This window comes from Devosia sp. (assembly GCF_025809055.1).
Taxonomy (GTDB): Bacteria; Pseudomonadota; Alphaproteobacteria; order Rhizobiales; family Devosiaceae; genus Devosia.
Genome location: NZ_CP075529.1, coordinates 3096140 through 3120860, shown reverse-complemented (window position 1 = coordinate 3120860; position 24721 = coordinate 3096140). Strand labels below are relative to the sequence as shown.

Annotated in this window: 23 protein-coding genes; 10 read left to right on the top strand and 13 right to left on the bottom strand. The window is 63.8% G+C overall.

Translation table 11 applies throughout. The annotated features are described in order from the left end of the window. Positions 1 to 2: 2 nt before the first annotated feature. The 3 genes from KIT02_RS15320 to KIT02_RS15310 all read right to left on the bottom strand — a co-directional run bounded on the left by KIT02_RS15320 (position 3) and on the right by KIT02_RS15310 (position 5339). Complete coding sequence (locus tag KIT02_RS15320; protein WP_297579502.1) at positions 3 to 1310, bottom strand: hypothetical protein; 1308 nt, start codon at positions 1308 to 1310, stop codon at positions 3 to 5. Positions 1311 to 1599: 289 nt separating this feature from the next. Then, complete coding sequence (locus tag KIT02_RS15315) at positions 1600 to 3495, bottom strand: ABC transporter ATP-binding protein (protein ID WP_297579499.1); 1896 nt, start codon at positions 3493 to 3495, stop codon at positions 1600 to 1602. Further along, positions 3492 to 5339, bottom strand: a complete 1848-nt coding sequence (locus KIT02_RS15310; protein ID WP_297579495.1) for an ABC transporter ATP-binding protein — start codon at positions 5337 to 5339, stop codon at positions 3492 to 3494. Before KIT02_RS15310 ends, KIT02_RS15315 begins: the two co-directional genes overlap by 4 nt. Positions 5340 to 5570: 231 nt before the next feature. On the opposite strand from KIT02_RS15310, the gene KIT02_RS15305 reads away from it, so the two are divergent. The 6 genes from KIT02_RS15305 (at position 5571) to KIT02_RS15280 (ending at position 11292) form a co-directional block, all read left to right on the top strand. Beyond that, positions 5571 to 6317, top strand: a complete 747-nt coding sequence (locus KIT02_RS15305) for a sulfite exporter TauE/SafE family protein (RefSeq protein WP_297579491.1) — start codon at positions 5571 to 5573, stop codon at positions 6315 to 6317. A gap of 82 nt (positions 6318 to 6399) precedes the next feature. Beyond that, positions 6400 to 7311, top strand: coding sequence for a LysR family transcriptional regulator (locus tag KIT02_RS15300; RefSeq protein WP_297579488.1), 912 nt, complete (start codon positions 6400 to 6402; stop codon positions 7309 to 7311). 130 nt (positions 7312 to 7441) lie between these two features. Continuing rightward, positions 7442 to 8362, top strand: coding sequence for a siderophore ABC transporter substrate-binding protein (locus KIT02_RS15295; protein ID WP_297579485.1), 921 nt, complete (start codon positions 7442 to 7444; stop codon positions 8360 to 8362). A 161-nt stretch (positions 8363 to 8523) separates the two neighbouring features. Beyond that, entirely contained in the window at positions 8524 to 9486 is a 963-nt protein-coding gene (locus tag KIT02_RS15290; RefSeq protein WP_297579482.1) for an iron chelate uptake ABC transporter family permease subunit, read from the top strand. 94 nt (positions 9487 to 9580) lie between these two features. After that, positions 9581 to 10537: an iron chelate uptake ABC transporter family permease subunit gene (locus KIT02_RS15285; RefSeq protein ID WP_297579479.1), complete on the top strand. Its 957-nt coding sequence runs from the start codon at positions 9581 to 9583 to the stop codon at positions 10535 to 10537. After that, positions 10534 to 11292 carry an ABC transporter ATP-binding protein gene (locus tag KIT02_RS15280; RefSeq protein ID WP_297579476.1) on the top strand — a complete coding sequence of 253 codons (759 nt, stop codon included), beginning with the start codon at positions 10534 to 10536 and terminating at the stop codon, positions 11290 to 11292. The genes KIT02_RS15285 and KIT02_RS15280 overlap by 4 nt, the downstream gene beginning before the upstream one ends. Here KIT02_RS15280 and KIT02_RS15275 read toward each other — a convergent pair. From KIT02_RS15275 to KIT02_RS15265, 3 genes are read right to left on the bottom strand one after another with little or no spacing between them, the layout of a single operon-like run. After that, the gene (locus KIT02_RS15275; protein WP_297579473.1) at positions 11289 to 13013 is read right to left on the bottom strand and encodes a diguanylate cyclase; all 1725 of its coding nucleotides are present in this window, start codon (positions 13011 to 13013) and stop codon (positions 11289 to 11291) included. The genes KIT02_RS15280 and KIT02_RS15275 overlap by 4 nt on opposite strands. A 50-nt stretch (positions 13014 to 13063) precedes the next feature. Next, the gene (locus tag KIT02_RS15270) at positions 13064 to 13894 is read right to left on the bottom strand and encodes a TIM barrel protein (RefSeq protein ID WP_297579471.1); all 831 of its coding nucleotides are present in this window, start codon (positions 13892 to 13894) and stop codon (positions 13064 to 13066) included. Between the two features lie 59 nt (positions 13895 to 13953). After that, complete coding sequence (locus KIT02_RS15265) at positions 13954 to 14784, bottom strand: amidohydrolase (RefSeq protein ID WP_297579468.1); 831 nt, start codon at positions 14782 to 14784, stop codon at positions 13954 to 13956. A 148-nt stretch (positions 14785 to 14932) separates the two neighbouring features. Here KIT02_RS15265 and KIT02_RS15260 point away from each other — a divergent pair, with 148 nt between their 5' ends. Then, entirely contained in the window at positions 14933 to 15502 is a 570-nt protein-coding gene (locus KIT02_RS15260; RefSeq protein WP_297579465.1) for a hypothetical protein, read from the top strand. Beyond that, a complete protein-coding gene (locus KIT02_RS15255; protein ID WP_297579462.1) occupies positions 15502 to 15921 on the top strand; it encodes a type II toxin-antitoxin system VapC family toxin in 420 nt (139 codons plus the stop codon). Before KIT02_RS15260 ends, KIT02_RS15255 begins: the two co-directional genes overlap by 1 nt. 103 nt (positions 15922 to 16024) lie before the next feature. Here KIT02_RS15255 and KIT02_RS15250 read toward each other — a convergent pair whose 3' ends face one another. The 3 genes from KIT02_RS15250 to KIT02_RS15240 all read right to left on the bottom strand — a co-directional run bounded on the left by KIT02_RS15250 (position 16025) and on the right by KIT02_RS15240 (position 18367). Further along, complete coding sequence (locus KIT02_RS15250) at positions 16025 to 17083, bottom strand: D-TA family PLP-dependent enzyme (protein ID WP_297579460.1); 1059 nt, start codon at positions 17081 to 17083, stop codon at positions 16025 to 16027. Continuing rightward, a complete protein-coding gene (locus KIT02_RS15245; RefSeq protein ID WP_297579458.1) occupies positions 17083 to 17859 on the bottom strand; it encodes an SDR family oxidoreductase in 777 nt (258 codons plus the stop codon). The genes KIT02_RS15250 and KIT02_RS15245 overlap by 1 nt, the downstream gene beginning before the upstream one ends. 124 nt (positions 17860 to 17983) lie before the next feature. Further along, the gene (locus KIT02_RS15240; protein ID WP_297579455.1) at positions 17984 to 18367 is read right to left on the bottom strand and encodes a RidA family protein; all 384 of its coding nucleotides are present in this window, start codon (positions 18365 to 18367) and stop codon (positions 17984 to 17986) included. Between the two features lie 187 nt (positions 18368 to 18554). On the opposite strand from KIT02_RS15240, the gene KIT02_RS15235 reads away from it, so the two are divergent. Both KIT02_RS15235 and KIT02_RS15230 read left to right on the top strand, forming a co-directional pair. After that, positions 18555 to 20012 carry a M81 family metallopeptidase gene (locus KIT02_RS15235; RefSeq protein WP_297579445.1) on the top strand — a complete coding sequence of 486 codons (1458 nt, stop codon included), beginning with the start codon at positions 18555 to 18557 and terminating at the stop codon, positions 20010 to 20012. A 166-nt stretch (positions 20013 to 20178) separates the two neighbouring features. Continuing rightward, positions 20179 to 21066, top strand: coding sequence for a hypothetical protein (locus KIT02_RS15230; RefSeq protein ID WP_297579442.1), 888 nt, complete (start codon positions 20179 to 20181; stop codon positions 21064 to 21066). A 360-nt stretch (positions 21067 to 21426) separates the two neighbouring features. Here the strand turns inward: KIT02_RS15230 and truB are convergent, their stop codons facing one another. The 4 genes from truB to KIT02_RS15210 all read right to left on the bottom strand — a co-directional run bounded on the left by truB (position 21427) and on the right by KIT02_RS15210 (position 24609). After that, the gene (gene truB, locus KIT02_RS15225; RefSeq protein ID WP_366520548.1) at positions 21427 to 22335 is read right to left on the bottom strand and encodes a tRNA pseudouridine(55) synthase TruB; all 909 of its coding nucleotides are present in this window, start codon (positions 22333 to 22335) and stop codon (positions 21427 to 21429) included. Between the two features lie 2 nt (positions 22336 to 22337). Continuing rightward, a complete protein-coding gene (gene rbfA / locus KIT02_RS15220; RefSeq protein ID WP_297579440.1) occupies positions 22338 to 22742 on the bottom strand; it encodes a 30S ribosome-binding factor RbfA in 405 nt (134 codons plus the stop codon). A gap of 33 nt (positions 22743 to 22775) precedes the next feature. Beyond that, complete coding sequence (locus tag KIT02_RS15215; protein ID WP_297579438.1) at positions 22776 to 23438, bottom strand: hypothetical protein; 663 nt, start codon at positions 23436 to 23438, stop codon at positions 22776 to 22778. 151 nt (positions 23439 to 23589) lie between these two features. Continuing rightward, positions 23590 to 24609, bottom strand: coding sequence for a D-glycerate dehydrogenase (locus KIT02_RS15210; RefSeq protein WP_297579437.1), 1020 nt, complete (start codon positions 24607 to 24609; stop codon positions 23590 to 23592). Positions 24610 to 24721 lie beyond the last annotated feature (112 nt).

Here is a 24721-nt window from a genome sequence, read left to right as displayed (position 1 = left end):
CGCTATTTTCGTAATTCGGGCAGATAGTTCGCCGCTTCCGGGGTCAGCAGATGCGCCACCTCGGCCAGCGGCTTGGTGAACAGATCGCCGTTGCACATGGAAATGACATGCGGGAACCCGTTGGCGGTAAAAACCACTGACGGGCCGGGCGCCAGCCTTATGTCCAGCTGATCGGCAAGCGCCTGATCGGAATAGCAGGCCTCATCGATTTCGGCGTCGTCATAAAGCAGGCCCGGCGGGAAGTTGTCGCGAACATAGGCGATGAGGTCGGGGCCCGGACCCCAGCTGTAATTGTCAGGCGCCTGCGCCACCGTTTCCCGATCGACGATCTCGTCCGGCGCCGCGCCCCATTCCCGCGGCACCCAGTCGGTGAACAGCCTGCCCAGGTCCAGGCGCTGGCCGGTCTTGAGGTCGTAGGAATAACTGTCGATGTGATTATAGGGATGGGCCCCGGTGCACCACAGGCTCCCTGACTCAGTCCAGGACAAGACCTGCGGCGAGGCATAACTGAGCTCGACCTGTTCGCTGTCGTAGTCACCCAGAAATCCGCCGCGAATGCTGTAGGTGCTGTTCACGCCATAGCTCGCATATTGCAGGGCCAGGCAATCGAGCGCTGACAGGCTCATGCGGAAATGGGCGTCGGCCAGAATGGCATTGGCGGGTTCGACCGGACTGCCATCGTCAAAGGAAAGGACGCGGGGGAAGGCGAAGCGCGTGCGCGGATCGGTGACCGCATGCACGCTGGCACTGCCCAAGGCCTGGGCCGGGCCGGCTTCGAGCGGCACGTCCAACAGGTTCATCTCATAGGGCGCGGTGCTCCAGTCGAGCGGCATATCCGGCCGGTAGCCAAAAATGGCCGAACGATCATGCAGTCCGGCGGCAGTAGGTGTCTCGCTCTCGCCAAAGCTGCGCCAGGCCATGACCATGAGATCGAGCGGCTGCCGCTTGGATTTGCTGCCCTCGGCGGTTCTGGTGCCGCGGGCGAGATAGGTCTTGGGATCGTAGCGCAGTTCCCACACTGCAGCGATGGGCGCTTCGAGCACCTCCCCGCTATCGCCGAGGAGGCAATCGTCATCGCCGCAAATGGCTTCCTCGTGCAGCACCCACAGATTGTTGGCGTGCGAAACCGGCACCAGGGGAATATCCCCGCCCGTATCGCTAAAGGTGTAGCGCCCGGCGACGGCCCCATGAACCGGTTGTGTCAGCTCGACCTGGATGTCGCGATCGCCCAGTTTTCCCACAAGGGTCAGAACATCGGCAAAGGCGGGCGGGGCGAAAAGCGAAAACAGGGCAACAAGGGCAAGGCGCATGGCGAACGCTCCGGTTTGCCCATGGTGATAGCATGGCCGGCAACGCCCGGCACGCGGCAAGCGCGCTGCTCTAGAGCGTTTCCCCCTTGAACTGAACTATCGGCTCCATCGTCCCCTCTCCCCTCAGGGGAGAGGGATGGGGTGAGGGGTGAAAGCCTCTCGGCAAAACCGTGAGTGTGAACCCCTCATCCGGCGCTTCGCGCCACCCCGGATCAAGTCCGGGGCAGGCTCTTCTCCCCTCAGGGGAGAAGGGAAAGGCTCCGTCGTTTCAGTCCTGTCGCGAAGTGCTCTAGGTGCTGGCGGCCTTGGCGTTTGCCTGGGCCACGAGTTCGTCCGGAATATCGTCGAAGCTGGCATAGTTCATGTTGTAGAGGCGCGAATAGAGCCCGCCCAGTTCCATGAGCTGGTCATGATTGCCCTCTTCGATCTTCTCGCCATTCTGCAACACGATGATGCGATCGGCACCGCGAATGGTGGCCAGACGATGGGCGATGACCATGCCGGTACGGCCCTTGAGCAGGATTTCCAGCGCCTTCTGAATCTGGCGTTCGGTATAGCTATCGATATTGGCGGTGGCTTCGTCGAGCACCAGGATCTTGGCATCGGCCACTAGCGCCCGGGCGAAGCTGAGAAGCTGTCGCTGGCCCAGCGACAGATTGGAGCCGCGCTGCTCGAGCATGGTATCGTAACCATCCTTGAAGCGGGCGATGAATTCGTGCGCACCGACGGCCTTGGCGGCGGCAATCACGTCCTCGCGGGTGGCAGACGCCTTGTTGTAGCGGATGTTCTCGAAGATGGTGCCGGTGAACAGGAAGGGCTCCTGCAGCACCATGGCGACTTCCGCGCCCAGCGATTCCTGGGTCACATCGCGCACGTCATGCCCGCCGACCAGCACGGCGCCGTCCTCCACTTCATAGAAGCGGTGGACCAGGGCCATGGCACTGGTCTTGCCCGAGCCCGTCGGCCCGACCACGGCAACCGTCTCGCCCGGATTGACCTTGAAGGACACGTTCTTGAGCACCGGCCGCTTGGGGTCGTAGCCGAAGACCACGTTGCGGAACTCGACCGAGCCGCTCATGTCGCCGGTGAGCGCCACGGCATCTGGCTTGTCGGCGATGGTCACCGGCAGGTCGAGCACTTCGATGATGCGGCGGCCCGAGGTCATGGCGCGCTGCATGATCGAATATTGCATGGTGAGCGAGCGGATCGGGTCGAAGAAGCGCTGGATATAGAACAGGAAGGCGACGATGACGCCCAGTTGCAGGCTCCCATTGAGCACCAGGGCGCCGCCGAGCACCACCACCGTGGCCATGGAAATGCCGGTGAGGGAATCGACGATGGGCACCATGACCTGGGCGAATTTCGAGCCGGTCAGCTGGGTACGCAGATTGTGATAGGCCTTGTCGTCATAGAGGTCGAAATTGACCTTCTGACGATCCAGGTTCTGCACGGTGCGCACGCCATTGATGCCCTCGGCCATGGCGCCGGCCGTCAGCGAATTGGTTTCGTGGGCAGCCCAGAAGGCGCGCTTGGCCGGCGGCAGCCAGAAGATGCGGACGATGAACAGGATCGGCATGGTCAGCATGGTCAGCATGCCCAGCCAGGGATCGAGGCTGAGCAGCACGACGATGATGCCGCCCAGGAGCACAACGTCGCCCACCGAGATGACCGAGGTTTCGAGGAATTCCTGCATGGAGTTGACGTCGCCCTGCAACCGGCTCATCAGCCGGCCGACCTCGGTCTTGTCCATATAGGAGAGCGACACCGCCTGCAGGCGACCGAACATGGCGCGGCGCATGTCGAACAGCACGTTTTCGGCCACCTTCCCGACTTGGGTTTCCTGCACGAAGGACGCGCCGAAATTGAGCAGGACGGCAATGGCGAAAAGGCCGACCGCCAGCATGAGGCTATCGAGGCTGCCGCCGGCGACCATGCCGGTGTCGATGGCATTGCCGATGATCAGCGGAATGGCCAATTGCGTGCCGGTAAAGACCAGCACGGCCAGCACCGACAGAAAGATCTTCAGGCGATAGGGCCGCACAAAAGCCCAGATGCGCCGCACGGTGCGCGGGTCATAGGCCTTGCCGAAGACTTCTTCCTCGATGCGGTGACTGCCCACCGAGGCGCGGGGCGGGCGCTGGCCGGGAAAGGCCGCCACTTCACGATCGTCGTCCACCACGCTCATTCGGCTGCCTCCAGATCATCGCCGGGCCGGGTCTGCAGATCATAGAGGGCACGGTAGCGGCCATTCTGCTCCAGCAATTGCGCATGGGTGCCGCGCTCGACCACGCGGCCGTCCTCGAGGAAGAGGATCATGTCGGCATGCATGAGCGAGGACAGGCGGTGGGCGATGATGATGGTCACCCTGTCCTTGGCAAAGCGGCGGATCGCCGAGCGGATGCGGTGTTCGGTGCCCGCATCGATGGCGGCCGTCGAGTCGTCAAAGACCATGACCGCCGGCTTGAGCACCAGCGAACGGGCAATGGACAGGCGCTGGCGCTGGCCACCGGACAGCGACACGCCGCGCTCGCCGACCACGGTGTCGTAATCGCCGGGCAGGCCCATGATGTAATTGTGCAATTGCGCGCTTTCGGCGGCGCGCTCGATCTTGCGGTCCTTGGCCCAGGGATCGCCATAGGCGATGTTGTTTTCGATCGTGGTCGTGAACAGGAATGTATCCTGCTGCACCACGGCCACGGAGCGGCGCAGGCTTTCGAGCGTCACCGCGCTCACATCCTGGCCATCGAGGGTGATGCGGCCCGAGGTCACGTCATAAAAGCGGGGAATGAGGTGGGCGAGCGTCGATTTGCCCGAACCGGGAGCCCCGACAATGCCGATGGTCTGGCCGACGCGGCCCTCGAACGTCACGCCATTGAGCGTCGGCACCGAGGCGCCGGGATAGGTGAAGTGCACATCCTCGAAGCGCAGTGTGCCTTCGGAGACCTTGAGCGGCACGGCGCCGGGCCTGTCCTCGATATCCACCGCCTGATCGAGGAACGCATAGAAGCGATCCCCGCAGATGGAGGCGCGGGCAAAGGAATTGACCATGAGGCCGAGCTGGCGCACCGGCATCTGCAGGATGGTCATGAAGGTGAGGAAGCTCGCCAGCGTGCCGACGCTCATCTCGCCGGCAATGACCTTGGAGCCACCGACCCAGAGCACCAGGCCCATGGCGGCGAAGAAGGAAAAGGTCATCATCGAGGTGTTGCGCACGCGCACATTGACCCGCTCATGAGCCAGGTCCAGCGCATCGTGTGAGGCGGTCTCGAACTTGCCCATCTCGAATTTCTGGCCGGCAAAAGCGCGCACCACGCGGATGCCGCCCAGGTTTTCCTCCATGACGCGGGTCAGCACCGACAGCTTCTGCTGCAGCACCAGCCAGGTATTGCGCAGGGTCAGCTGTGCCACCGAAGACCGCCAGGCGACGAAGGGCACGAAGCTCAGCGCCAGGAAGGCGAGCAGTACATCGGTGGTGAACAGCATCCAGGCGCCGACACCGATGAGGACGGACAGCAGCACCACCCGGATGAGGCCGGTGGAAAAGAACATGCGCACGCCGTCGAGGTCGAGCAGGCCCATGGTGATGAGATCACCCGAATGGACGCGGTCGTGATAGGCGTAGGAGAGGCGCTGGACCTTGTCGTAGAAGGCCAGGCGCAGTTCATAGCCGACATGGTGGCCGACGCTTTCCGAGAAATAGTTCTGCAGGAGCGTGAAGACGCCGCGCGCCACCGAGACCCCCAACAGGGTCATGGCAGTCAGCCACAGGGCCTGCTCGGCGCCCGCTTCGGCGACGCTGAGCACATTCTGGGCCTGGTCGACCGCCTGCCCAAGAAGGCGCGGGATCATCAATTGCAGCGTGGCCGCCACAATGGTGGCACCGATGGCAATGCTGGCCTGCCAGGGGTGCCGCAGGGAAAACAGGGCAATGCGCAGGAGCGGGCCCTGGCCCTTCCCGGCATGGGCCGCCGCAACGTGGGCCCGTGCGTCGCCGCGTGAACGGTCGCGGCCAGCCTTGAGCGTATTCAAGGGAGCAATCCAGACTTAAATTAATTGAAGCCCGTGGCGCGGCAGAGGGAGAGTGGCCTTGCCCGGAGCAAATCAGACTCGCCGAACTATAAAAGGCGCATTGGCGCTACCATTCAAGGTGCAATCTGCGCAAATTTTGCAAGTTTTGTGACAGGTACAGCATGACCCCTTGCCGATGCAGGCATGGCGCTACGGCCCCGGCTGCGCCAAGGATCGGGAAAGGATAGTTCCATGTCGTTTCCGCTCCTCGCCCTGCTTGTGGCCCTCTCGGTCTTTTTCACCTCTACCCTGTCCGGCATATTCGGCATGGCGGGAGGCCTTATCCTTCTCGCGCTGCTTTTGGCCGTCATGCCGGTGGCCACCGCCATTGCCGTGCAGGGCGCCATCCAGGTCGTGGCCAATGGCTCGCGCGCCTGGTTCAGCCGGGAGCATATCGACTGGCCGATCCTGGGCATCATCTGTTCGGGGGTGCTGACGGCGGCCGTCATCCTGTTCATCCTGCGCTATACACCCGACCTGGCGACCGTCTGCATCGGCATCGGGCTGATGCCGATCCTCGTCTGGATTCCGCGCAAATGGCTGGCGCTCGATGCCAGCAAACCCCTTCACGCCTATTGCTGCGGCGTGTTGAGCGGATCGCTCAACCTGGCCGTCGGCGTTGCCGGGCCCAGCGTCGACATCTTCTTCATCCGCACACCGATGGACCGGCGCAAGGTGATTGCCACCAAGGCGGCCACGCAGGTGATTTCGCACCTGGCCAAGATCCTGTTCTATGGCACGACCGCTGCCGCCATCGGCGCCGGTGACTGGCTGCTGGTGCTGATCGCCGCGCCGCTGGCCATTGCCGGGACCAATCTGGGCTATCACATCCTGCAAAGGATGACCGATGACGGTTTCCGCAAATGGACGCGCTGGGTCGTCACCGCCATTGGCGCCTTCTATCTGGCGCGCGGCCTGTTGCTGCTCTATGGCGGCTGAAATCCCCGGCAAAACGCGTCCGGCCCCGAAAACCGGTTCCCAGCGGGAAAGCGGATGCTCTATGGTGCCTCGGGGAGACGACATGGCACCATTCGACAGCGTTACGGCGCGCCTTATTCTACTTCTGGCCGAAACCGGCTCTATCGGGCGCGCGGCCGAGCGCGAAGGCATAGCCTCCTCGGCGGTCAGCCGGCGCATATCCGACCTCGAGGGGCGCCTCGGCGTCGTGCTCTTCGATCGCTCCGCCCATGGCGTGCGCCTGACCAAGGCGGGCGAAGCCTATGCCGAGGGGTGCCGGACCGTCTTGCGCTCGATCGCCGATCTCGATGCCATCATGGCCGAGTTCGGCTCCGGGCAGAGGGGCAGCCTGCGGCTGGCCTGCACCAGCTCGGCCCTGACGGGGCGGCTTCCCGAACTGCTGGCCAGGTTTGCCGAAAAATATCCCGGCATCGAGATTGCCATCGGCGAAATGGGCGCGGCCAAGGCGCTCCTGGCGCTCGACGAGGGCCGGGCCGATATCGCCATCGTCTCGGACAATTACGACTTCAACCGGTTCGACATCAAACCCTTCGAGGATGAGCGCATCTGGGTCCTGGTGCCGCCCGAGCACCCGCTGGCCGAGAGCATCGAGCCGCGCAAGGCCATTTCCTTTCAATCCCTGTTGCCCCACCCCATCGTGGGCGTGCACCAGACCGGCTCGCTCGACCGCCTCCTGTCGGAAGCGGCCGGCAAGAGTGGTGGCGCGCTCAAGGAAAGCCTGCGGGTCGAGAGTTTTCCGGCGCTGGTGCGCATGGTCGAGGCCGGTTTCGGCATCGGCTTTTTGCGCTCGACGAGCCTGCATCTGCTCGCCGGGACCGATCTCGTCTGCGCGCCGCTGGCCGAACCCTGGGCCATGCGGCAATTGCTGGTCGCCCGCCGCAAGTCCAGCCCGCTGTCCGCGGCCATGAAGAGCTTCATCGCCCTGGCTGGTGAAACTTATCTGCCGTCAGCGTGACAGTTTTATTTTCTGATAGACTGCGTCATATTTTCCTTTGACAGTGCCGGAACTGCGAGTCTAGGAAACCGGATAAGCGTCATCATATTTTTAGGCGCCCGGTGTTCAACTTCCTCAAAGGACTGTTCCTGTGAACTCGCTCTTCCGTTCCACGGCCATTGTCGCCGCCTTTGCATCCGCCCTGTCGCTGGCGCCGGCCGCCATCGCCCAGGACAAGGTCATTGCCCATGCCCAGGGCGAGACGACCCTGTCGGGCGTGCCCGCCAAGGTGCTGACCCAGGATTGGGCTGCCTTTGACAACCTCAATGCGCTGGGCGTCACCGTGGCCGGCGTGCCCTCGTCCAATGCCCCGAGCTACCTTGCCGACAAGATCCCCGCCGACGCGCTGCAGATCGGCTCGCTCTTCGAGCCCGATTTCGAGGGCATTGCCGCTGCCGAAGCCGATGTCTATTTCGTCGCGGCCCGTTCGGCTGCCGCCCTTGAGACCTCCAAGGACATCGTGCCGACCGTGGACCTCAGCGTCGACAATGCCGACATCGTGGCTGGCGTGAAGGCGAATATCACCACGCTTGGCGAGGTCTTCGACCTGCAGGACAAGGCCGGTGAACTCAACGCCGCGCTCGACGCCAAGGTCGCCGAAGTCACCGCCGCCGCCGAAGGCAAGGGCACGGCCCTGGTGCTGGTCACCAATGCCGGCAAGCTGGGCGTCTATGGTCCCGATTCGCGCGTATCCTGGGTTTACAACAATGTCGGCATGCCCTCGGCCCTGGCCGATGTCGCCGACGGCGATCATGGCGGCGACGCCGTTTCCTTCGAGTTCCTGCTCGAAGTGAACCCGGACTGGGTCTTCGTCGTCGATCGTGACGCCGGAACCGGCGAAAACGCCGGCGCTGCCGAAGCGCTGCTGGACAACGAACTGTTCAACCAGACCAAGGCCGCCACCGAGGGCCACGTCGTCTATCTCGACCCGCAGGCTGCCTACATTTCCATGCACGGCTACCAGGGCGTGATGCTGCTGCTGGACCAGGTCCTGGCCGGCCTCAACGGGTAAGCTGAACGGCAAGCGGCCTTCCCCAAAAGGGAAGGCCGCTTGCCGATTACGGTGTCATTCCCGCGAAAGCGGGAATCTCTGTTTCCGGCCCCCGGGATCCCCGCTTTCGCGGGGATGACTGTGGGGGTCATATCCGGTCACGGTGCGAATAGGCCCCCCAATTGCGCGCACTTATCCTTGCCCTCATCGCCGTTCTGGCGCTGGCCACCATCAGCGTCTTCGTCGGCGTCAGCGATGTCTCCCCGCTTGCAGTGCTGACCGGCACGGCCGATAGCCGCGCCATGGAAGTGCTGATGATCAGCCGGGTGCCGCGCACCTTGGCGCTGATCCTGGCCGGGGCCTCCATGGCCATTGCCGGGCTGGTCATGCAGATGGTGGTGCGCAACCGGTTCGTCGAACCCTCGACCACCGGCACCAGCGAATCGGCGGCGCTGGGCTTTCTGGTCGTAACCCTCCTGGTGCCGGGCTGGCCGCTGATGGCCAAGATGGGCGTGTCGGCCCTGTTCGCGCTGGGCGGCACGGCGCTGTTCCTGCGGGTGCTGCGGGCAGTGCCGCTGCGCGATGTGCTGCTGGTACCGCTGGTCGGCATCATGCTCGGCGGCATCATCGGGGCGCTCACCGCCTTCATCGCCTATCGGGCCAATCTCATGGCGTCGCTGCTGGCCTGGAACATGGGCGATTTTTCCGGCGTCATCCGTGGCCGCTACGAATTGCTGTGGCTGGGGCTGGTCTGTGGCGTGCTGGCCTATATTGCCGCCGACCGCTTCACCGTGGCCGGCATGGGCAAGGATTTTACCACCAATCTGGGCCTCAACCACAACCATGTCATGGTGCTGGGCCTCATCATCGTTTCGGTGGTCAGCGCCGTCGTGCTGGTCTCGGTCGGCTCCATCCCGTTTCTCGGGCTGATCGTGCCCAACCTGGTGAGCCTGGTCATCGGCGACAACATGCGCCGCACCGTGCCCTGGGTGGCGCTGGGCGGCGCCCTGATGGTGCTCATCTGCGACATTGCCGGGCGGCTGATCCGCTTCCCCTATGAAATCCCCATTGCCGTGGTGATGGGCGTGGTGGGCAGCGCCCTGTTCCTCTATCTGCTGCTGAGGACACCGCGCCATGCAACCTGAGCTCGGCAGTCGGCCTCATCCTGAGCCTGTCGAAGGACGAGGCCATGGCACGCAGGCGCCAGCGCAGAAGACCTCGTGGTTCGACACGCTCACCATGAGGTCTTCGCGCCCGGCCGTGGTGCTCATCGGGCTGGCCCTGTTGGCGCTTGTCTCCGTGGTTCTGTTCATGACCCTGGGCGCCAAGGGCAATTGGGGGTTTGTGCTCGGCTTTCGCGGCAAGAAGCTCCTGGGCCTGGTGCTGGTCGCCTATGCGGTGGCGGTCTCCACCCTGCTGTTCCAGACGGTCACCAATAATCGCATCCTCACCCCTTCGATCATGGGGTTCGACGCGCTTTATGTGCTGATCAAGACCAGCGTCGTGTTCTTTCTCGGCGTGGGCGCCCTGGTCGCCATCGACAGCCAGATCCAGTTCCTGGTCGAAGTCCTGGTCATGGTGGCCTTTTCGGGCCTCCTGTTCCGCTGGCTGTTCCTGGGCGAAGAGCGCAGCCTGCACCTGCTTGTCCTGGTCGGCATCATTTTTGGCGTGCTGTTCCGCTCGCTCAGCCAGCTCATGCAGCGCATGCTCGATCCGGGCGCGTTCAATGTGCTGCAGGACACCATGTTTGCCAGCTTTGCCACCACGGACCCCACGCTTCTGGGCATTTCCTGCGTCATCGTGGTGGCGGTGAGCGTGGTGGGCCTGCGCCTCATGCACACCTATGACGTGCTGTCGCTGGGCCGCGCCCAGGCCATCAATCTGGGGGTCGACTACAAGCGCACCGTGGTCATCATCCTGTCGCTGGTGGCCATTCTGGTTTCGGTGTCCACGGCACTGGTGGGGCCGGTGACCTTCTTCGGCCTATTGGTGGCAACGCTCGCCCATTCGCTGATCGGCAATTCCAAGCACCGCTATGTGCTGCCGGCAGCGATACTGCTGGGGATTATCGCCCTGGTCGGCGGCCAGACTCTGCTCGAACGGGTCTTTGCCTTCGACACGGCCTTGTCCATCATCATCGAATTTCTGGGCGGCGTGGTCTTTATCGCCCTGGTCCTGAGGAGATCGGCCCGTTGATCGTTACCGCCGGCGTTACCAAGAATTATGGCCCGACCTGCGTGGTCGATGATGTGTCTCTCGAATTGCCCCAGGGCGGCATCACCTCGATCATCGGGCCGAACGGAGCGGGCAAGTCCACCTTGCTCTCCATGGTCAGCCCGCTCATGGCCATGGACAAGGGCACGGTGAGCGTCGGCGGCCTCGATGTCACCAAGGCGCCGAGCGACGAACTGGCGCGGCGCCTGTCGATCCTGCGGCAGGACAATCACATGACCGCGCGCCTCACCGTCCATGACCTCGTTTCCTTCGGCCGGTATCCCCATACCAAGGGGCGGCTCAACGAAAACGACCGCGAGCATATCGAGCGCGCTATCGGCTATCTCGACCTCGGCGCCCTTTCCGCCCGCTTTCTCGATGAACTCTCCGGCGGGCAGCGCCAGCGCGCCTTCGTTGCCATGGTTCTGGCCCAGGACACCGACTATGTGCTGCTCGACGAGCCGCTCAACAATCTCGACATGAAACATGCCATGGGCATGATGAAGCTGCTGCGCCAGGCTGCGGACGAATTGGGCAAGACGGTCGTGCTGGTGCTGCACGACATCAATTTCGCCTCCTGGTATTCCGATCACATCGTGGCCATGAAGGACGGCAAGGTGGCGGCGCAAGGCAGCGCCGATGCCATGATCCGCCCCGAAGTGCTCTCGGGCATCTACGAAATGGAGATCAAGGTCCACGAGATCGGCGGACAGCGAATCAGCGTCTATTACGGCTAGGTGGGATCGATCATGTCCATGAAGGCCACGACCCGTCCGCGTCCGGCGGCCTTGGCGGCATAGCAGGCCGCATCGGCCTCGCCGACAAAGCCGAGGGGGGATGCCGGATCACCACCGATCCGCGTCAGCCCGGCGCTGGCACCGACGCGATAGTCCCGACCGGCCCACGAAAAGACCAGCGCACCGATCGCCCGCACAATGGCTTCCGCGACGCGCCGCCCCGCCTCCGGCGGGCAGGCCTCGAGGATCACGGCAAATTCGTCGCCGCCGATGCGGGCCACCGTGTCATGGGTCCGGCAGGTTTCGCGAATGGTCTTGGCAATCTGGCGCAGCAAGGCATCGCCGGCCGCGTGTCCGGCACTGTCATTGACCGGCTTGAAGTGGTCGAGATCGACATAGATGAGGCAGGCCTCGCGATCGCTGCGGGCCGCGGCGATGGTCCGCCCCAGCGCCTGTTCGAAGGCCGTGCGGTTGCTGAGGCCGGTCAGCGCATCATGGGTTGCCGAATGGGTGAGCTGGCGTTGCAGATCCCGGCTCTGGGTCACATCCTGGAATACCAGCACGGCACCCTCGAGGGTTCCGTCCTGCGTGAGCACCGGAGCGGCGGTGCAGCGGATATCGCGCTGGGCCCCGTCCCAGCCGATCAGCACGCCGTCATCGTCGATGCGCACCGGCTTTTGCTGGCGGAAACAGGTGTCCACCGGGCAATCGATCGCTTCCCCGCTGCGTTCGCTGCGCAGGCAGAACACCTCGGCCACGGGCCGGCCGATGGCGCTGGTGGCGGCAAGTCCGGTCAGGCTTTCAGCCGCCGCATTCATGAAGGTGATCCGGCCTTCGGCATCGGTCGAAATCATGCCGTCGGCGATCGATTCGAGGGTGACGCGCAGCCGTTCCTTCTCGGCCGCCAGCGCATGCTCGATAGTCTTGAGCGCGGTGATGTCGGTATCGGTGCCGACGCTGCGCAGCACTTCGCCGTCCTCGCCCCATTCGATGGGCCCGCCGCGGCTCAATATCCAGATATAGTCGCCATCGCGGGTGCGTTCGCGATATTCGAGCGTGTCGTGCCCGATCTCGCCCTGTCCCTGCTTGCGCTCGACTGACTGGAGATGTTCCAGGTCATCGGGGTGGATGCGGGACAACCATTCGCTGTGGTGGTTCTCGCCGATCTCTTCGTCATCGTCCATGCCGCGCAGGCGCCGCCACATGCGCGAATAGAACATGCGGTCCTTGCGCTGGTCATAGTCCCAGACACCCTGCCGGGCGCTTTCGAGCGCCGAGTTCCAGCGCTGCTCGGTATAGATCAGGGCTTCCTCGGCGGTCTTGAGGCGATCAATATCGGTCAATTGCAGGACAAGCTGGGCCGCATCCCCATCGAGGCGCCGAGCCTCCGCCTGGACCCAGAGTGCGCCGCGTTCGCCCCGTTGCAGCAGGTGTTCGCCGCGAAACTGGCTGGCCTCGCCGCGGATCAGGCGCTCGCATTTCAACCACAGGCCATAGGCGTCGCAGGCCTTGAGCAGGGCCGCGAGCGAGTGCTCCCCGCCGCTTTGCTTGCCGTCGGTCAGCATGGCCTCGGCGGCCGGATTGGACAGTTCGATGCGCCCGGATGCGTCGGTGACGATCAGGCCGACCGGCGACGCCTCGAAAATGCGGCCCTGCTCCAGCGCCGGCCGGGACGGCCGCGCCGTCCTGGAATGCGTCGATGCAGGCCTGGAAGGTGACATGGTCAGATCATCCGACAGGGCCCTTAACAATGCCCTTCACTGCAGGTCCGTTATCCCAGCCGACTGAGAATGAAATCGCGCTCGATGCCCAGGCCGGACCATTCGTGGGGATGCTCGGCATCGAAAATCAGCGTGTAGGGCCCAGTATAACCGGCCTGCTCGGCAATGCCTATGCACTCGCCATAGTCGAGTTCATCGATTTGACCTTCGGCAAAGCTGGCCTTGGCATGGCACAGTTCGGCGCGCGGGAAAATCGATCGCAATCCGTCATATTTTTCCGGCGCCGCCCAATTTCCAAGATCCGCCAGAAGCCCCACCTGGCCGTCCAGCTGATCGAGCAGGCCATGGACCATTTCGGACGTCGAGAGCAGATCGAACCAGTTTTCGGTGACGAGGCGCACCGACGAGCCGGCATTGGCGGAGAGCAGGTGCCTGAACCCGGCCACTGACCGCTTGAGGGCCTCCGCCGACGGCTTCTGCTTGCCCGCGATGATGCGGGCATTTTCCGCCCCGAGCCGGTTGGCAACCTCCAGCCAGCCGGCAATCCAGCGCGTATCCCGTTCCCCATGCACCGGGTCGGTCATGTCGCCGGCATCGATCAGCAGCGTCTGCAGGGTGACGCCCGAGACCTTGAGCTGGTCGCTCAGTTCATCGAGATAGACCGGATCGCGGCTGCGCAGGTGGAAGGAGACGATTTCGATCCGGTGGTAGCCGTGATTGGCCAGAACCGAGGGCAGGCCAAGCAGGGATTCCTCGCCCTCGCCATAGGTTTCCTGCTCGGGACCAATGGCATTGGTCGAGAGATCATGCGGATAGGTGGTGCCCAGCAACCGGTGCAGCGACCAGGTGGAAACGGCGATGCGGCTTTGCGGATCGGTCATGATCTTCTCCTTTTCGCATCAAGGATTTCACGCCGGTCCGGTCCTGACAAGCGCGCGTGTCAGAGCCGATAGACGCGCTCGGCATTGGCGTGGAACAGGGCCGACTGTTCGGCGACGCTGGCGTCGGCGACAATGGTCCGCGCCGCCGTGACCCAGTCGGTCAGGGTGCCGCCGGTCAGCGTCGCAACGGGATGGTCGGAGCCCCAGACCACCCGGTCCCAGCCGAACGCGCCGATGACATGTTCGACATAGGGTCGCAGCGTCTCGGCGGTCCAGCCCGGATCGCAGTGATTGACGATGCCGGACACCTTGCCCACGACATTGGGCAGCCCGGCAATGGCCGACAGGGCGCCGCGCCATGGGTCGAGACCCAGGCCATTGATGTCGGGATTGCCACAGTGATCGAGCACGAAGGTGAGGTCCGGGACCAGCCGCGCCAGGCGGACGCCAAGATGCAATTGATCGGCGCGCAGGCAGAGATCGAACGTCACATTGTGCGGAACGAGCCGCCGCAGGTTCTCCGCGAACCGGTCGGACAGGCTCAGATCATCGGGCCCCTCGTGAAGGATGCGCCGGAACCCCTTGACGCGCCCCTCCCCGCGTTCCAGCACGCGCTCGATATGGGCCTCGAAGCCATCATGCTCGGGCCGGCAGGCGGCAATGGCCCCGACTATGCCCTCGAACCCGGTGACCATCGCCGTCTCGGCCGCCATGTCGGCCTCGGCGACATCAACCTCCATATGCACAGCGCCCTCAACCCCCAGGCCCCGTGCCTCGGCAAAATACTGCTCAAGCGTCCAGGCCCGGTTGAGCGGATGACCGGGGCCGATCCAGGGATAGGTCAGTCGATCCGGGTAGATCAGATGCAGGTGGGTATCGATGATGCGCATGATGGCAAACCCCTCAAGTCGTCTCGCCGCTGCGGCCGCTCGGGCACGAATGACGCGCCTGCATGCACCACTTGCCGGGCATTGACAAGTACACTACTAGTAGATACATACATATCTACACTGTATGCTCCTATCCCCGGAGGCTGCCATGGCAAAGTATGACAAATTTCGAGAGTTTCTGGAAAATGCGAACGGGCGCCGGCTGCGCCTGTCCTTTGCGGATATCGAGAAGATTATCGGGCAGGCCCTGCCGGCATCCAAGCAGTATCCGGCATGGTGGAGCAACAATACCGACAACAGCGTGATGACCAAGGCCTGGCGGGAAGCTGGGTACAAATCCGCCGAGGTCGATGTGGCGGGGGAGGCCGTCAGCTTTGTGCGCGAAGAAAACCGGCGACCTGAGGCGGCCCAGCCTGCAACGACGTCATCAAGGATTGCGCGCAGTCCGCTACTGGGGTCGATGAAAGGCACCACGTTCGTTGCCGTTGGTGTCGATCTGACCCAGCCCGCCGACCCCAGCTGGGGCAAGGTGTACGACAATGACTTCGTACCGTTTGGTACCCAGGAAATTGTGGACGACACTACCCTCAGTGTTGCGGACAAAATCAGGGAACTGGACGGCAAGGGGGTTTCCAGGGCGCAAATCGCCCGTCTTCTGGGCAAGCGCTATCAGCATGTTCGCAATGTGCTGGAACGTGACTTGAAGAAGGCCGGCTGATGGCTGCCATGCGCTACCTGTTGGATACGCACGCCCTGATCTGGGCCGTGGAAGGCGTGGACATGGCGGCCGCAGCGATTGAGGCCATCAATGCGGCCGCGGCGAACGATCAGCAGATATTTGTGTCGCCGATCTCTGCATGGGAACGCGGGTTGTTGATCGCCAAGGGCCGCATCACCTCGCCCATCGCCCCCGGGCTATGGTTCGACAGAGTTGTGGCCATGAAGGAGATTGCCTTGGCAGACCTGACTCCAGGGATACTGACCGACTCGTCATTTCTCCCCCTGCCGGTCCACAACGATCCGGCCGATCGCATCCTGATCACGACAGCCAGAACCCTGGACCTCACGATCATCACCCGTGACAGGGCCATTCTGCGCTACGCAGCTCTGGGACACGTAAAGGCCTTGGCCTGCTAAAGCATTTCTCGTTCTGATTGATTCAGAACGAGAACTCTAAGTCTTTGAGTGGTCGCGTTTTCAAGAAAAGTGGTGTCCACTTTTCTTGAAAACGCTCCAACCCTCACCGCACCTTGCCGCGCGCGGCGACGGGGAGGGTTTCGATCAGCTCGTCATTGCGGATGAGGTGGACGTCGTCGAAGAGATTGGTGACCGGGCAGCAGTGATTGGGGACGATGCGGATCACCTCGCCGATGGCTGGCGCGACCGGGCAGGCGGAGACATCGATGGTGCCGTGCTCTTCGCTGAGCCCGGTGATGCGGGCGTCCGGATATTCGACCACATAACCATGCCCCTGCAGGCCCAACAGATCGCTGGTGAGCGCTTTTGAACCGGCATCGGCAATGGCTTTGCCCGGCGTGGGGCGGGAGACGACGGTGGCAAGGACTGTGAGCGCGCAATCCTCGAAGCGGGCGGCGCCCGAAACGACCTGCGAGCGGTCCATATAGATATAGGTGCCGGGGCGGTATTCAGTCGCGACGCCAGCGTCCTTCATCTTCCAGATATCGGGCGTACCGCCAGTGGTGATGGCCGGGACGGCAATGCCATTGCGCTCCAGCAGCGCCTTGGCCTGGGCGAGCCATTCGGCGGCCAGTTTGGGCTTGCCGGCGGCGGGATAGGTCATCAGCCCGGCAAAGAAGAGGCCGCGCGATCCTGCTATGGCCCGCGCCAGCACCAGGGCATCATCGGGCAATTGGACGCCACAACGGCCCATGCCGGTATCGCATTCAACGAAGACGCCAAGAGGTCTCGAAGGATCGGTGAAGGTCATGGCCAGGCCTTCGATGCATTCAAGGCTATCGGCCACAACACTGATGGTGATGCGCTGGTGCAGCGCCTTGAGGCGGGAAAGCTTGGCGGCGCCGATGATGTTGAAGGTGAGCAGGATGTCGGTCAGCCCGGCCTCGGCCATGACTTCGGCTTCGCCCAGTTTCTGGACGGTGATGCCCACGGCGCCAAGCTCGACCTGGCGGCGAGCGAAATAGGGCAGCTTGTGGGTCTTGATATGCGGACGCAGGGCGATGCCGGCGGCGTCGGCAAAGGCCTGCGCCTTGGCCAGATTGGCCTCGGCCTTGTCGAGGTCGATCAGAACCGCCGGCGTATCAATTGCTGTATATCGCATCAGTTTGCCTTCAGCACGTCGTTGACGAAACGCAGATTGCCAGCGGTCAGCCCCGCATCGACGGCCAGCGTCACCCCGGTAATGCCCGAAGCGGCGTCGGACGCCAGGAACAGGGCGGCATTGGCCACCTCGCGCGGATCGACCAGCCGGCCGAGCGGATAATGGGGCAGCACCTTGTCGAGCAGGCCCGGATCGGCGGCAAGGCGATGGTCCCAGGCTGGCGTGCGCACCGAGCCCGGCGCGATCACATTGGCGCGCACCCCTCTGGCGCCACGCTCCACCGCGATGGCCTTGGCATAGGCAATGAGGCCCGCCTTGGCGGCGGCATAGGCCGGATTGCCGAAATGGGCCAGCGCATTGACCGAGGAGACGAAAACCAGGCTCCCCCAACCGCGCCCGGCCATGGCGGCAACAACGGGATCGGCCAGAGCATAGGCGCCGTTGAGATTGATGGCCATCTCGCTGGCCCAAACAGCGTCATCGAGATGGTCAAGATGCTCGGCCCGCGTGAAACCGGCATTGGCGATGAGCGCATCCGGCACGCCGAACCGGCTCATGCCGGCGGTGACGGCCGCACGCGTCGCGCCTGCATCGGCCTGGTCGAACAGCACATGGCCGGCCAGCGGCAGGCCATCGAGATCGCCCGTAGTCCGATCCGCGCCGATAACGCGCGCGCCGGAAGCAGCAAAGGTCTCGACCAGGACGCGGCCGATGCCGCCACCGGCACCGGAGATCAGGACTGTCTTGCCATCGAGGCGGAAGGGGGAACTGGTCATTTACTCACTCATCCTCAGCCGCGCGCGTCTGATGCGCTGTGTCATCCCCGTGAAAACGGGGACCTCCGTGTCCGGTGCAACAGGGGTTCCCGCTTTCGCGGGAATGACCCATCGTGTCATCCGGTCACGGCCCCTTATAGGCGATGCAGTCGATCTCGACCTTGCAATCGACCATCATATGGCTTTGTACGCATGCCCGGGCGGGCGGGTGGTCGCCGAAATAGCTCTTGTAGACTGCGTTGAAGCTCCAGAAATCGCGCGGATCGTCCAGCCACACGCCGCAGCGCACCACATGTTCGAGCCCGTAGCCGGCCTCTTCGAGAATGGCGATCACATTCTTGATGGTCAGGTGTGTCTGTTCGATGATGCCATTGCCGACAATTTCACCGTCTTTCATGGCGACCTGGCCCGAGACATGCAGCCAGCCGCCGGCTTCCACGGCACGGGCAAAGGGCAGGTTCTGGCCACCGGCTCCGGACTTGTCTGCTCCATAGCGCTTGATCGGCATTTCGGTCTCCGTGTTGGGGGAATTTCTGAAATTGAATTTCTTCTGGACCCGGTTCTAACCCGAAATTCTCGGAAATGTCGGACAAAACGCAGCAAGTTCTGTAAATTTCTTACGTGATCGCGGCGAAGTCCTGGTGTAGCCTGTCGGCTGATCCTCATGCCAACGCCCGCTATCGGACGGTTTCGCCTTGCGTATCTTTACCGCTGCCCTTGCCACCGAGACCAATACCTTCTCGCCCATCGCCATCGACAAGCGGGCGTTCGAAGCGTCGCTCCATGCCAAGCCGGGCCAGCATCCGGCCACCCCGACCCTGTGCACGGCGCCGATCACCATAGGGCGGGACGTCTGTGCGGCCGAGGGCTGGACGCTGATCGAAGGCACGGCCAGCTGGGCCGATCCCGCCGGCATCGTGGCGCGCGCCACCTATGAGGAACTGCGCGACGAAATCATCGGCCAGCTCCATGCCGCCATGCCGGTGGATGGCGTGGTGCTGGGGTTGCACGGGGCCATGGTGGCGCAGGGCTATGACGATCCCGAGGGCGATCTCTTGAGCCGCATAAGGGCCATTGTGGGCCCTGATATCCTGGTCTGCGCCGAGCTCGATCCGCATAGCCACCTGACGGAACAGCGCGCCGCGGCGGCGGATTTTTTCGTCTATTTCAAGGAATTTCCCCATACCGATTTCGTTGACCGGGCCCGCGACCTCTGGGCGCTGGCGGGGCGGCGGCTCAAGGGCGAGATCAAGCCGGTGATGAGCATTTTCGATTGCCGGATGATCGATGTCTTTCCCACTTCCAAGCAACCCATGCGGGGCTTTGTCGACCGGATGATGGCGCTCGAAAAGTCCGAGCCCGGGCTGCTCAGCCTTTCGGTCGTGCATGGCTTCATGGCCGGTGACGTGCCCGAAATGGGCACAAAAGTGGTTGCGGTCACCGATGACCAGCCAGAGCTGGGGGCCGAACTGGCCGAAAGACTGGGGCGCGAGCTTTTCGCCATGCGCGGCACCTTCATGGTGAGCCAGGTCGACGAGGCCGTGGCGGTGGAAGCGGCCATGGCCGCGCCGCGCGGGCCGGTGGTGATCGCCGATGTCTGGGACAATCCGGGTGGGGGCACGGCCGGGGATGCGACCATCATCCTGGCGGAGATGATCGCGCGCGGCGTCACCCACGCCGCCGTCGGCACGATCTGGGACCCGATCGCGGTGCAGATCTGTTTCGCCGCCGGTGAAGGCGCGGAAATCCCGCTGCGGTTCGGGGCCAAGTCCGCACCCCATACGGGCGAGCCGATCGACCGGCGGGTCCGGGTCGTGGCGCTCAAGCGCAATGCGGAAATGAAGTTCGGCGACAGCCTTGCCCCGTTTGGCGACGCCGCATGGATCACGTTCGATGGGATCGACGTGATCCTCAATTCCACCCGGGCGCAAGGTTTCGACCCCAGCCTGTTTTCGACCATGGGCATCGACCCCAGGGACCGCAAGGTTTTGCTGATCAAGTCGACCAACCATTTCTACGATTCGTTTTCCCGCATTGCCTCGGAAATCGTCTATTGCTCGGCCGGAAAACCCTATCCCAACCGGCCGGCCGAAACCGACTACCGCAAGGCCCGGCGCACCATCTGGCCCATGGTTGAAGACCCCTGGGGATAGCACTGGAACGAAACCCGGTTGAGCGCAGTTGATTGGTCACAGCGTTTCAACAAAAGGGCTCGTTTCATGAACAGCATTATTTATCTCGTCGGCCTGGTCGTTATCGTCATGGCCATCCTGTCCTTCATCGGCCTCGCCTGAGTCCCGTTGAGCAGGAGATTTTCATATGACCATTGATGCTCCAACAGGTGTCGCCGTCGTCGAAACCGCCGATGCGGGTCGCGATGCGGCGAGCTATGTCGATTGGCCCGCCATTATTGCCGGCGTGGTGTTCGCTTCGGCGATTTCGCTGGTGCTGATTTCCTTCGGCTCGGCCATCGGCCTCAATTTCCTTGATTTCAACTCCCGCGAAGGCGCGCCCGCCATTCTGGTGGGCATCGGCGCGGCCAGCTGGTTCCTCTGGGTACAGATTTCCAGCTTCATGGCCGGCGGCTATATCACCGGGCGCCTGCGCCGCCGCAATTTCGATGCGACCGAAGACGAAAGCGATGTGCGCGATGGCGCCCATGGCCTGCTCGTCTGGGGCGGTGCGATGATTGTCGGTGCCGTGCTGGCCGTTGGCGGCATCGGGGCCATTGCCAGTTCCGCCGGCCAGGCAGTGGCGACAGCCACGGTGGCCGCGTCCAATGTCGCCGATGGCGAGGCCATGGACCCCAATGCCTATTTCATCGACACCCTGTTCCGCTCGGAAACCCCGGCCGATCCGGGCGCGGCCCGCGGTGAAGCCGGGCGCATCTTCGCCCAGGCGGCGCTTGGCGACGGGACGGTCAATGATGACGACCGCGCCTATCTCGCCGCTGTCGTCGCAGCCAATACCGGCCTGGCTCCGGAAGAAGCCCAGGCCCGCGTCGACCAGGTGATCACCAATGTCGAGGCGGCCCGCCAGGATGCGCTCGAAGCGGCCCGCATTGCCCGCAACACGGCCATCATCGCCGCCTTCCTGCTCGCCGCCTCGTCGCTGGTTTCGGCCATCGGCGCCTATTGGGCGGCCCAGAAGGGTGGCAATCACCGCGACAAGAACACCGTCTTCTCCGACGTGTTCCGCCGCTTCTAGTGCTGACAGGGAAAGGAGAACACCATGTTTAAAGGTCTTGCCCTGTGGCTACTGGGCGTACCGATCTGGCTGATCATCATCATCTTCCTGGTCACCTGACCAGGGCAAAAGGGCGGAGTTTTCTCCGCCCTTTTTCTTTGCCTGGAACTCTTTCCTTAAAAACAGAAGCGCCGGAGTCCCTCCCTTCTCCCCTGAGGGGAGAAGAGCCTGCCCCGGACGTGATCCGGGGTGGCGCATAGCGCCGGATGAGGGGTTCACACTCGCGTTCTTGCCCAGAGGTCTTCACCCCTCACCCCAACCCTCTCCCCTGAGGGGCGAGGGGGCGACGGAAGCGATACTGCCGTTCATAAGCGGCACGGACTAGAGATTGAAAACGCGCCGGGGTTTGAACTGGCCGAACTCGACGGCGCCGGTGGCCAGCACCTTGCCCTTGAAGCTGGCCCAGCACTCGTCTTCGCGGAGGGGCGCGCCAGCCCCGGTCAGCAGCACCGCATTGCCGTGCGACACCGCCGTTGCCTGGCCGGCATCGAGCCGGATTTCGGGCAGGCCGGCGAGACCGGCGGCAACCGGGGTGATCAGGCCATCGCGCGCATCCCCCTCCGCGGCCGCCTCGATCTGCTCGAGCGTCACCGCATCGGCATCGGAAAATGGCCCCACCGCAGCCCGGTGGAGGCTCGCCACGTGCCCCACCGTGCCCAGGGCCAGCGCCATGTCCCGCGCCAGCGAGCGCACATAGGTGCCCTTGCCGCAGGTCACCTCGAAGATGCTGATCTCGGGCCCATGGTCCTTGAGCACGATGGCATCGACATCGATGGGCCGCTCGGCCAGCTCGACGCTCTCGCCGGCGCGGGCCAGGTCATAGGCGCGCTCGCCATCGACCTTGATGGCGGAATAGGCCGGTGGCCGCTGCATTATGGTGCCGGTGAAGCGCGGCAGGATGGCCTCGACGGCGGCCCGATCCGGCCGAATGCCGGAAGTCGCGAGCGTCTCGCCCTCGGCATCGTCGGTGGTGGTGGATCGTCCCCAGCTGAGGCCAAACCGATAGATCTTGGTGCCATCCTGGATTTGCGGCACTGCCTTGGTGGCTTCGCCCAGCGCGATGGGCAGGATGCCGGTGGCCAGCGGATCGAGCGTCCCGGCATGGCCGGCCTTGGCAGCCGCAAACAGCCAGCGCACCTTGCCCACCGCCTGGGTGGAGGTGAAATCATAGGGCTTGTTGAGCACCACCCATCCGGAGATGGGGCGCTTTTTTGACTTCTGCTGGCTCAAGGTCAGTCTTGCTCGTCGTCGTTCTCGAGATCGCGGCGCACACGATCGGAGCGCAGCAGCGCATCGATCCGTCCGGCTTCCTCGAAGGTTTCATCGACGAAGAAGCGGAATTCGGGCGCGTATTTGAGATCGATCTGGGGGGCAACCCGGCCGCGGATGAACTTGCGGTGCCGGTTCAGCGCGGCGACGATTTCGTCGGCATGGGCGCCGCCCAGCGGCATGACATAGGCATTGGCGAGCTTGAGATCGGGGGTCATGCGCACCTCGGGCACGGTCACCACCGTGTCGCGCAGGGCCTCGTCCTCGATTTCACCGCGTGCGAACAGCGCCGCCAGGGCGTGGCGCACCAATTCGCCCACGCGCAGCATCCGCTGGCTGGGCCCAGTGGGCTTGTGGTCTTTTTTCATGGGCAAGCGGCTTAGGCCTTCCGCACCCGCGCGTCAATCCGCAGCGGAGACCCGCACATCGCTGCGCAGCTGCGCCATGCGGGCCTCGATGACCTCGGACCCGACCGGCCAGGTGGCCGGATCTTCCGGGTCGAAGGCGGCGCCCCGCCATTCCTGATAGACCATGCCCACCCCGGTCGGGGTGCGGTAGAAGCCGATCACCATGATCTCGCCGCGCCCGGCATAGGCGGGAATTTCGTTGAGATAGGCGCCGCAGACAAAGCCCAGCGGGGGAATGTCATCGCCATTGTCGGCCTCGAACTGGAACAGGGCCACGCTTTGCGGCTGGCAGGCGCGGGCATAGACATTGACCACGGCCTGGCGCAACTGGACGAGGCTCATATCCTCGCCCTGGTTGAGCCTGATGCCATAGAGCGTGGTCCAGAAGGCTTCGCTCTCGCCGCGCGGAAACAGCTCGATGCTGGCCTGCAGGTCATCGGCGAAATAGGTGGAGGAAATCTGTTCGGTCAGTTGAGCGGTATCGGCAACCGGGGCCACCACCCAATCGGGCATGGGCAGGGCGAGGCGATGACCCAGCGCGTCGACGACCAGCGCGCCGTCGCTCACGGCCAGGGGTGCGGAGGCCTGCGCTGCTGCCGGCAGCGGCAGGGCGGCCAGCGCCGCCAGGACAAAGGGCAATAGTGTCGTCAGGCGCAACAGGGCTCTCCTCGACCCGAATCCAGTATGCGGCAAGCCCCCCAGCCGCATGCCGACGATTAGGGGGGACGGTGCGCCGGTGCAAGGGTTCGCGCCCTCAGGCGGTGCGTATCTGGCCGTGTGCGGACGGATTGCAACAGTCCGGCGGGCTTCAGCCCCGGGCGGCGCGCGGCAGCGGCGTCTCGGGCAGGAGACGGTGCGGGGGCTGATGGCCATCCATGAAGGCGCGGATGTTGACGATCACCGCCTCCCCCATTTCGACGCGGGCCTCCAGCGTCGCCGAGGCCATATGCGCGGTCAGGACCACACGATTGGCTTCGGCCAGATCCAGGAGGCGCGGATTGATCCCCTGGCGGTTTTCGAACACATCGAGCGCCGCCCCGGCAATGCCGCCGGTTTCCAGCCGGTCGATCAGCGCGGCTTCATCGAGAAGCTCCGGCCGGCTCACATTGACCACATAGGCATGGGGTTTCAGCGCGGCGATGCGCCTTGCATCGAGGATGTGGTGCGTGTCGCGGGTAAGCGGGGTGTGCAGGGAGACGATATCGACCTGGGCCAGCATGGCGTCGAGATCGGACCAGTAGGTGGCTTCGAGCGGATTTTCGATGGCCGGCGGGCGGCGATTGCGAGAAAAATAGTGGATGTCGAGGCCAAAGACCCGCGCCCGCTGCGCCACGGCCGTGCCGATACGGCCCATGCCCACAATGCCGAGCGCCTTGCCGCGCAGGCGATGGCCGAGCATGGAGGTGGGCGACCAGCCGGCCCAGGCGCGATCGGCCAGCAGCATCTGCGTGCCTTCCACGAGGCGCCGCGGCAAGGCCAGCATCAGCGCCATGGCCATGTCGGCCGTGTCTTCGGTCAGCACCGAGGGCGTATTGGTGACGGTGAGCCCGGCCTTCCAGGCCGCATCGAGGTCGATATTGTCGACGCCATTACCGAACTGGGCGATGAGGCGCACGCTCGGGGGCAACCTGCCGATGAGCTCCGCATCGATGCGGTCGGTTATGGTGGAGACCAGCACATCCTTGCCGGTTAGGCCGGACAGAATGTCCTCGCCGGTCAGGGCCATGTCGGCTTCATTGATATCGGTTTCGAACAGGGTGGCCATGCGGGCTTCGATGCTCGCAGGCAGGCGCCGGGTGACCAATATCTTGGGTTTGCTGGAAGTCATGCGTACCTGAGAAAGCCCGCTTCTGCCCGGCCGGAACCAGACTTTCAGCGACCATTAAGGATCGTGGGCTAGTGATAGGGCAAATCGGTTCTGTCTGCAAAGTGATGTTGTT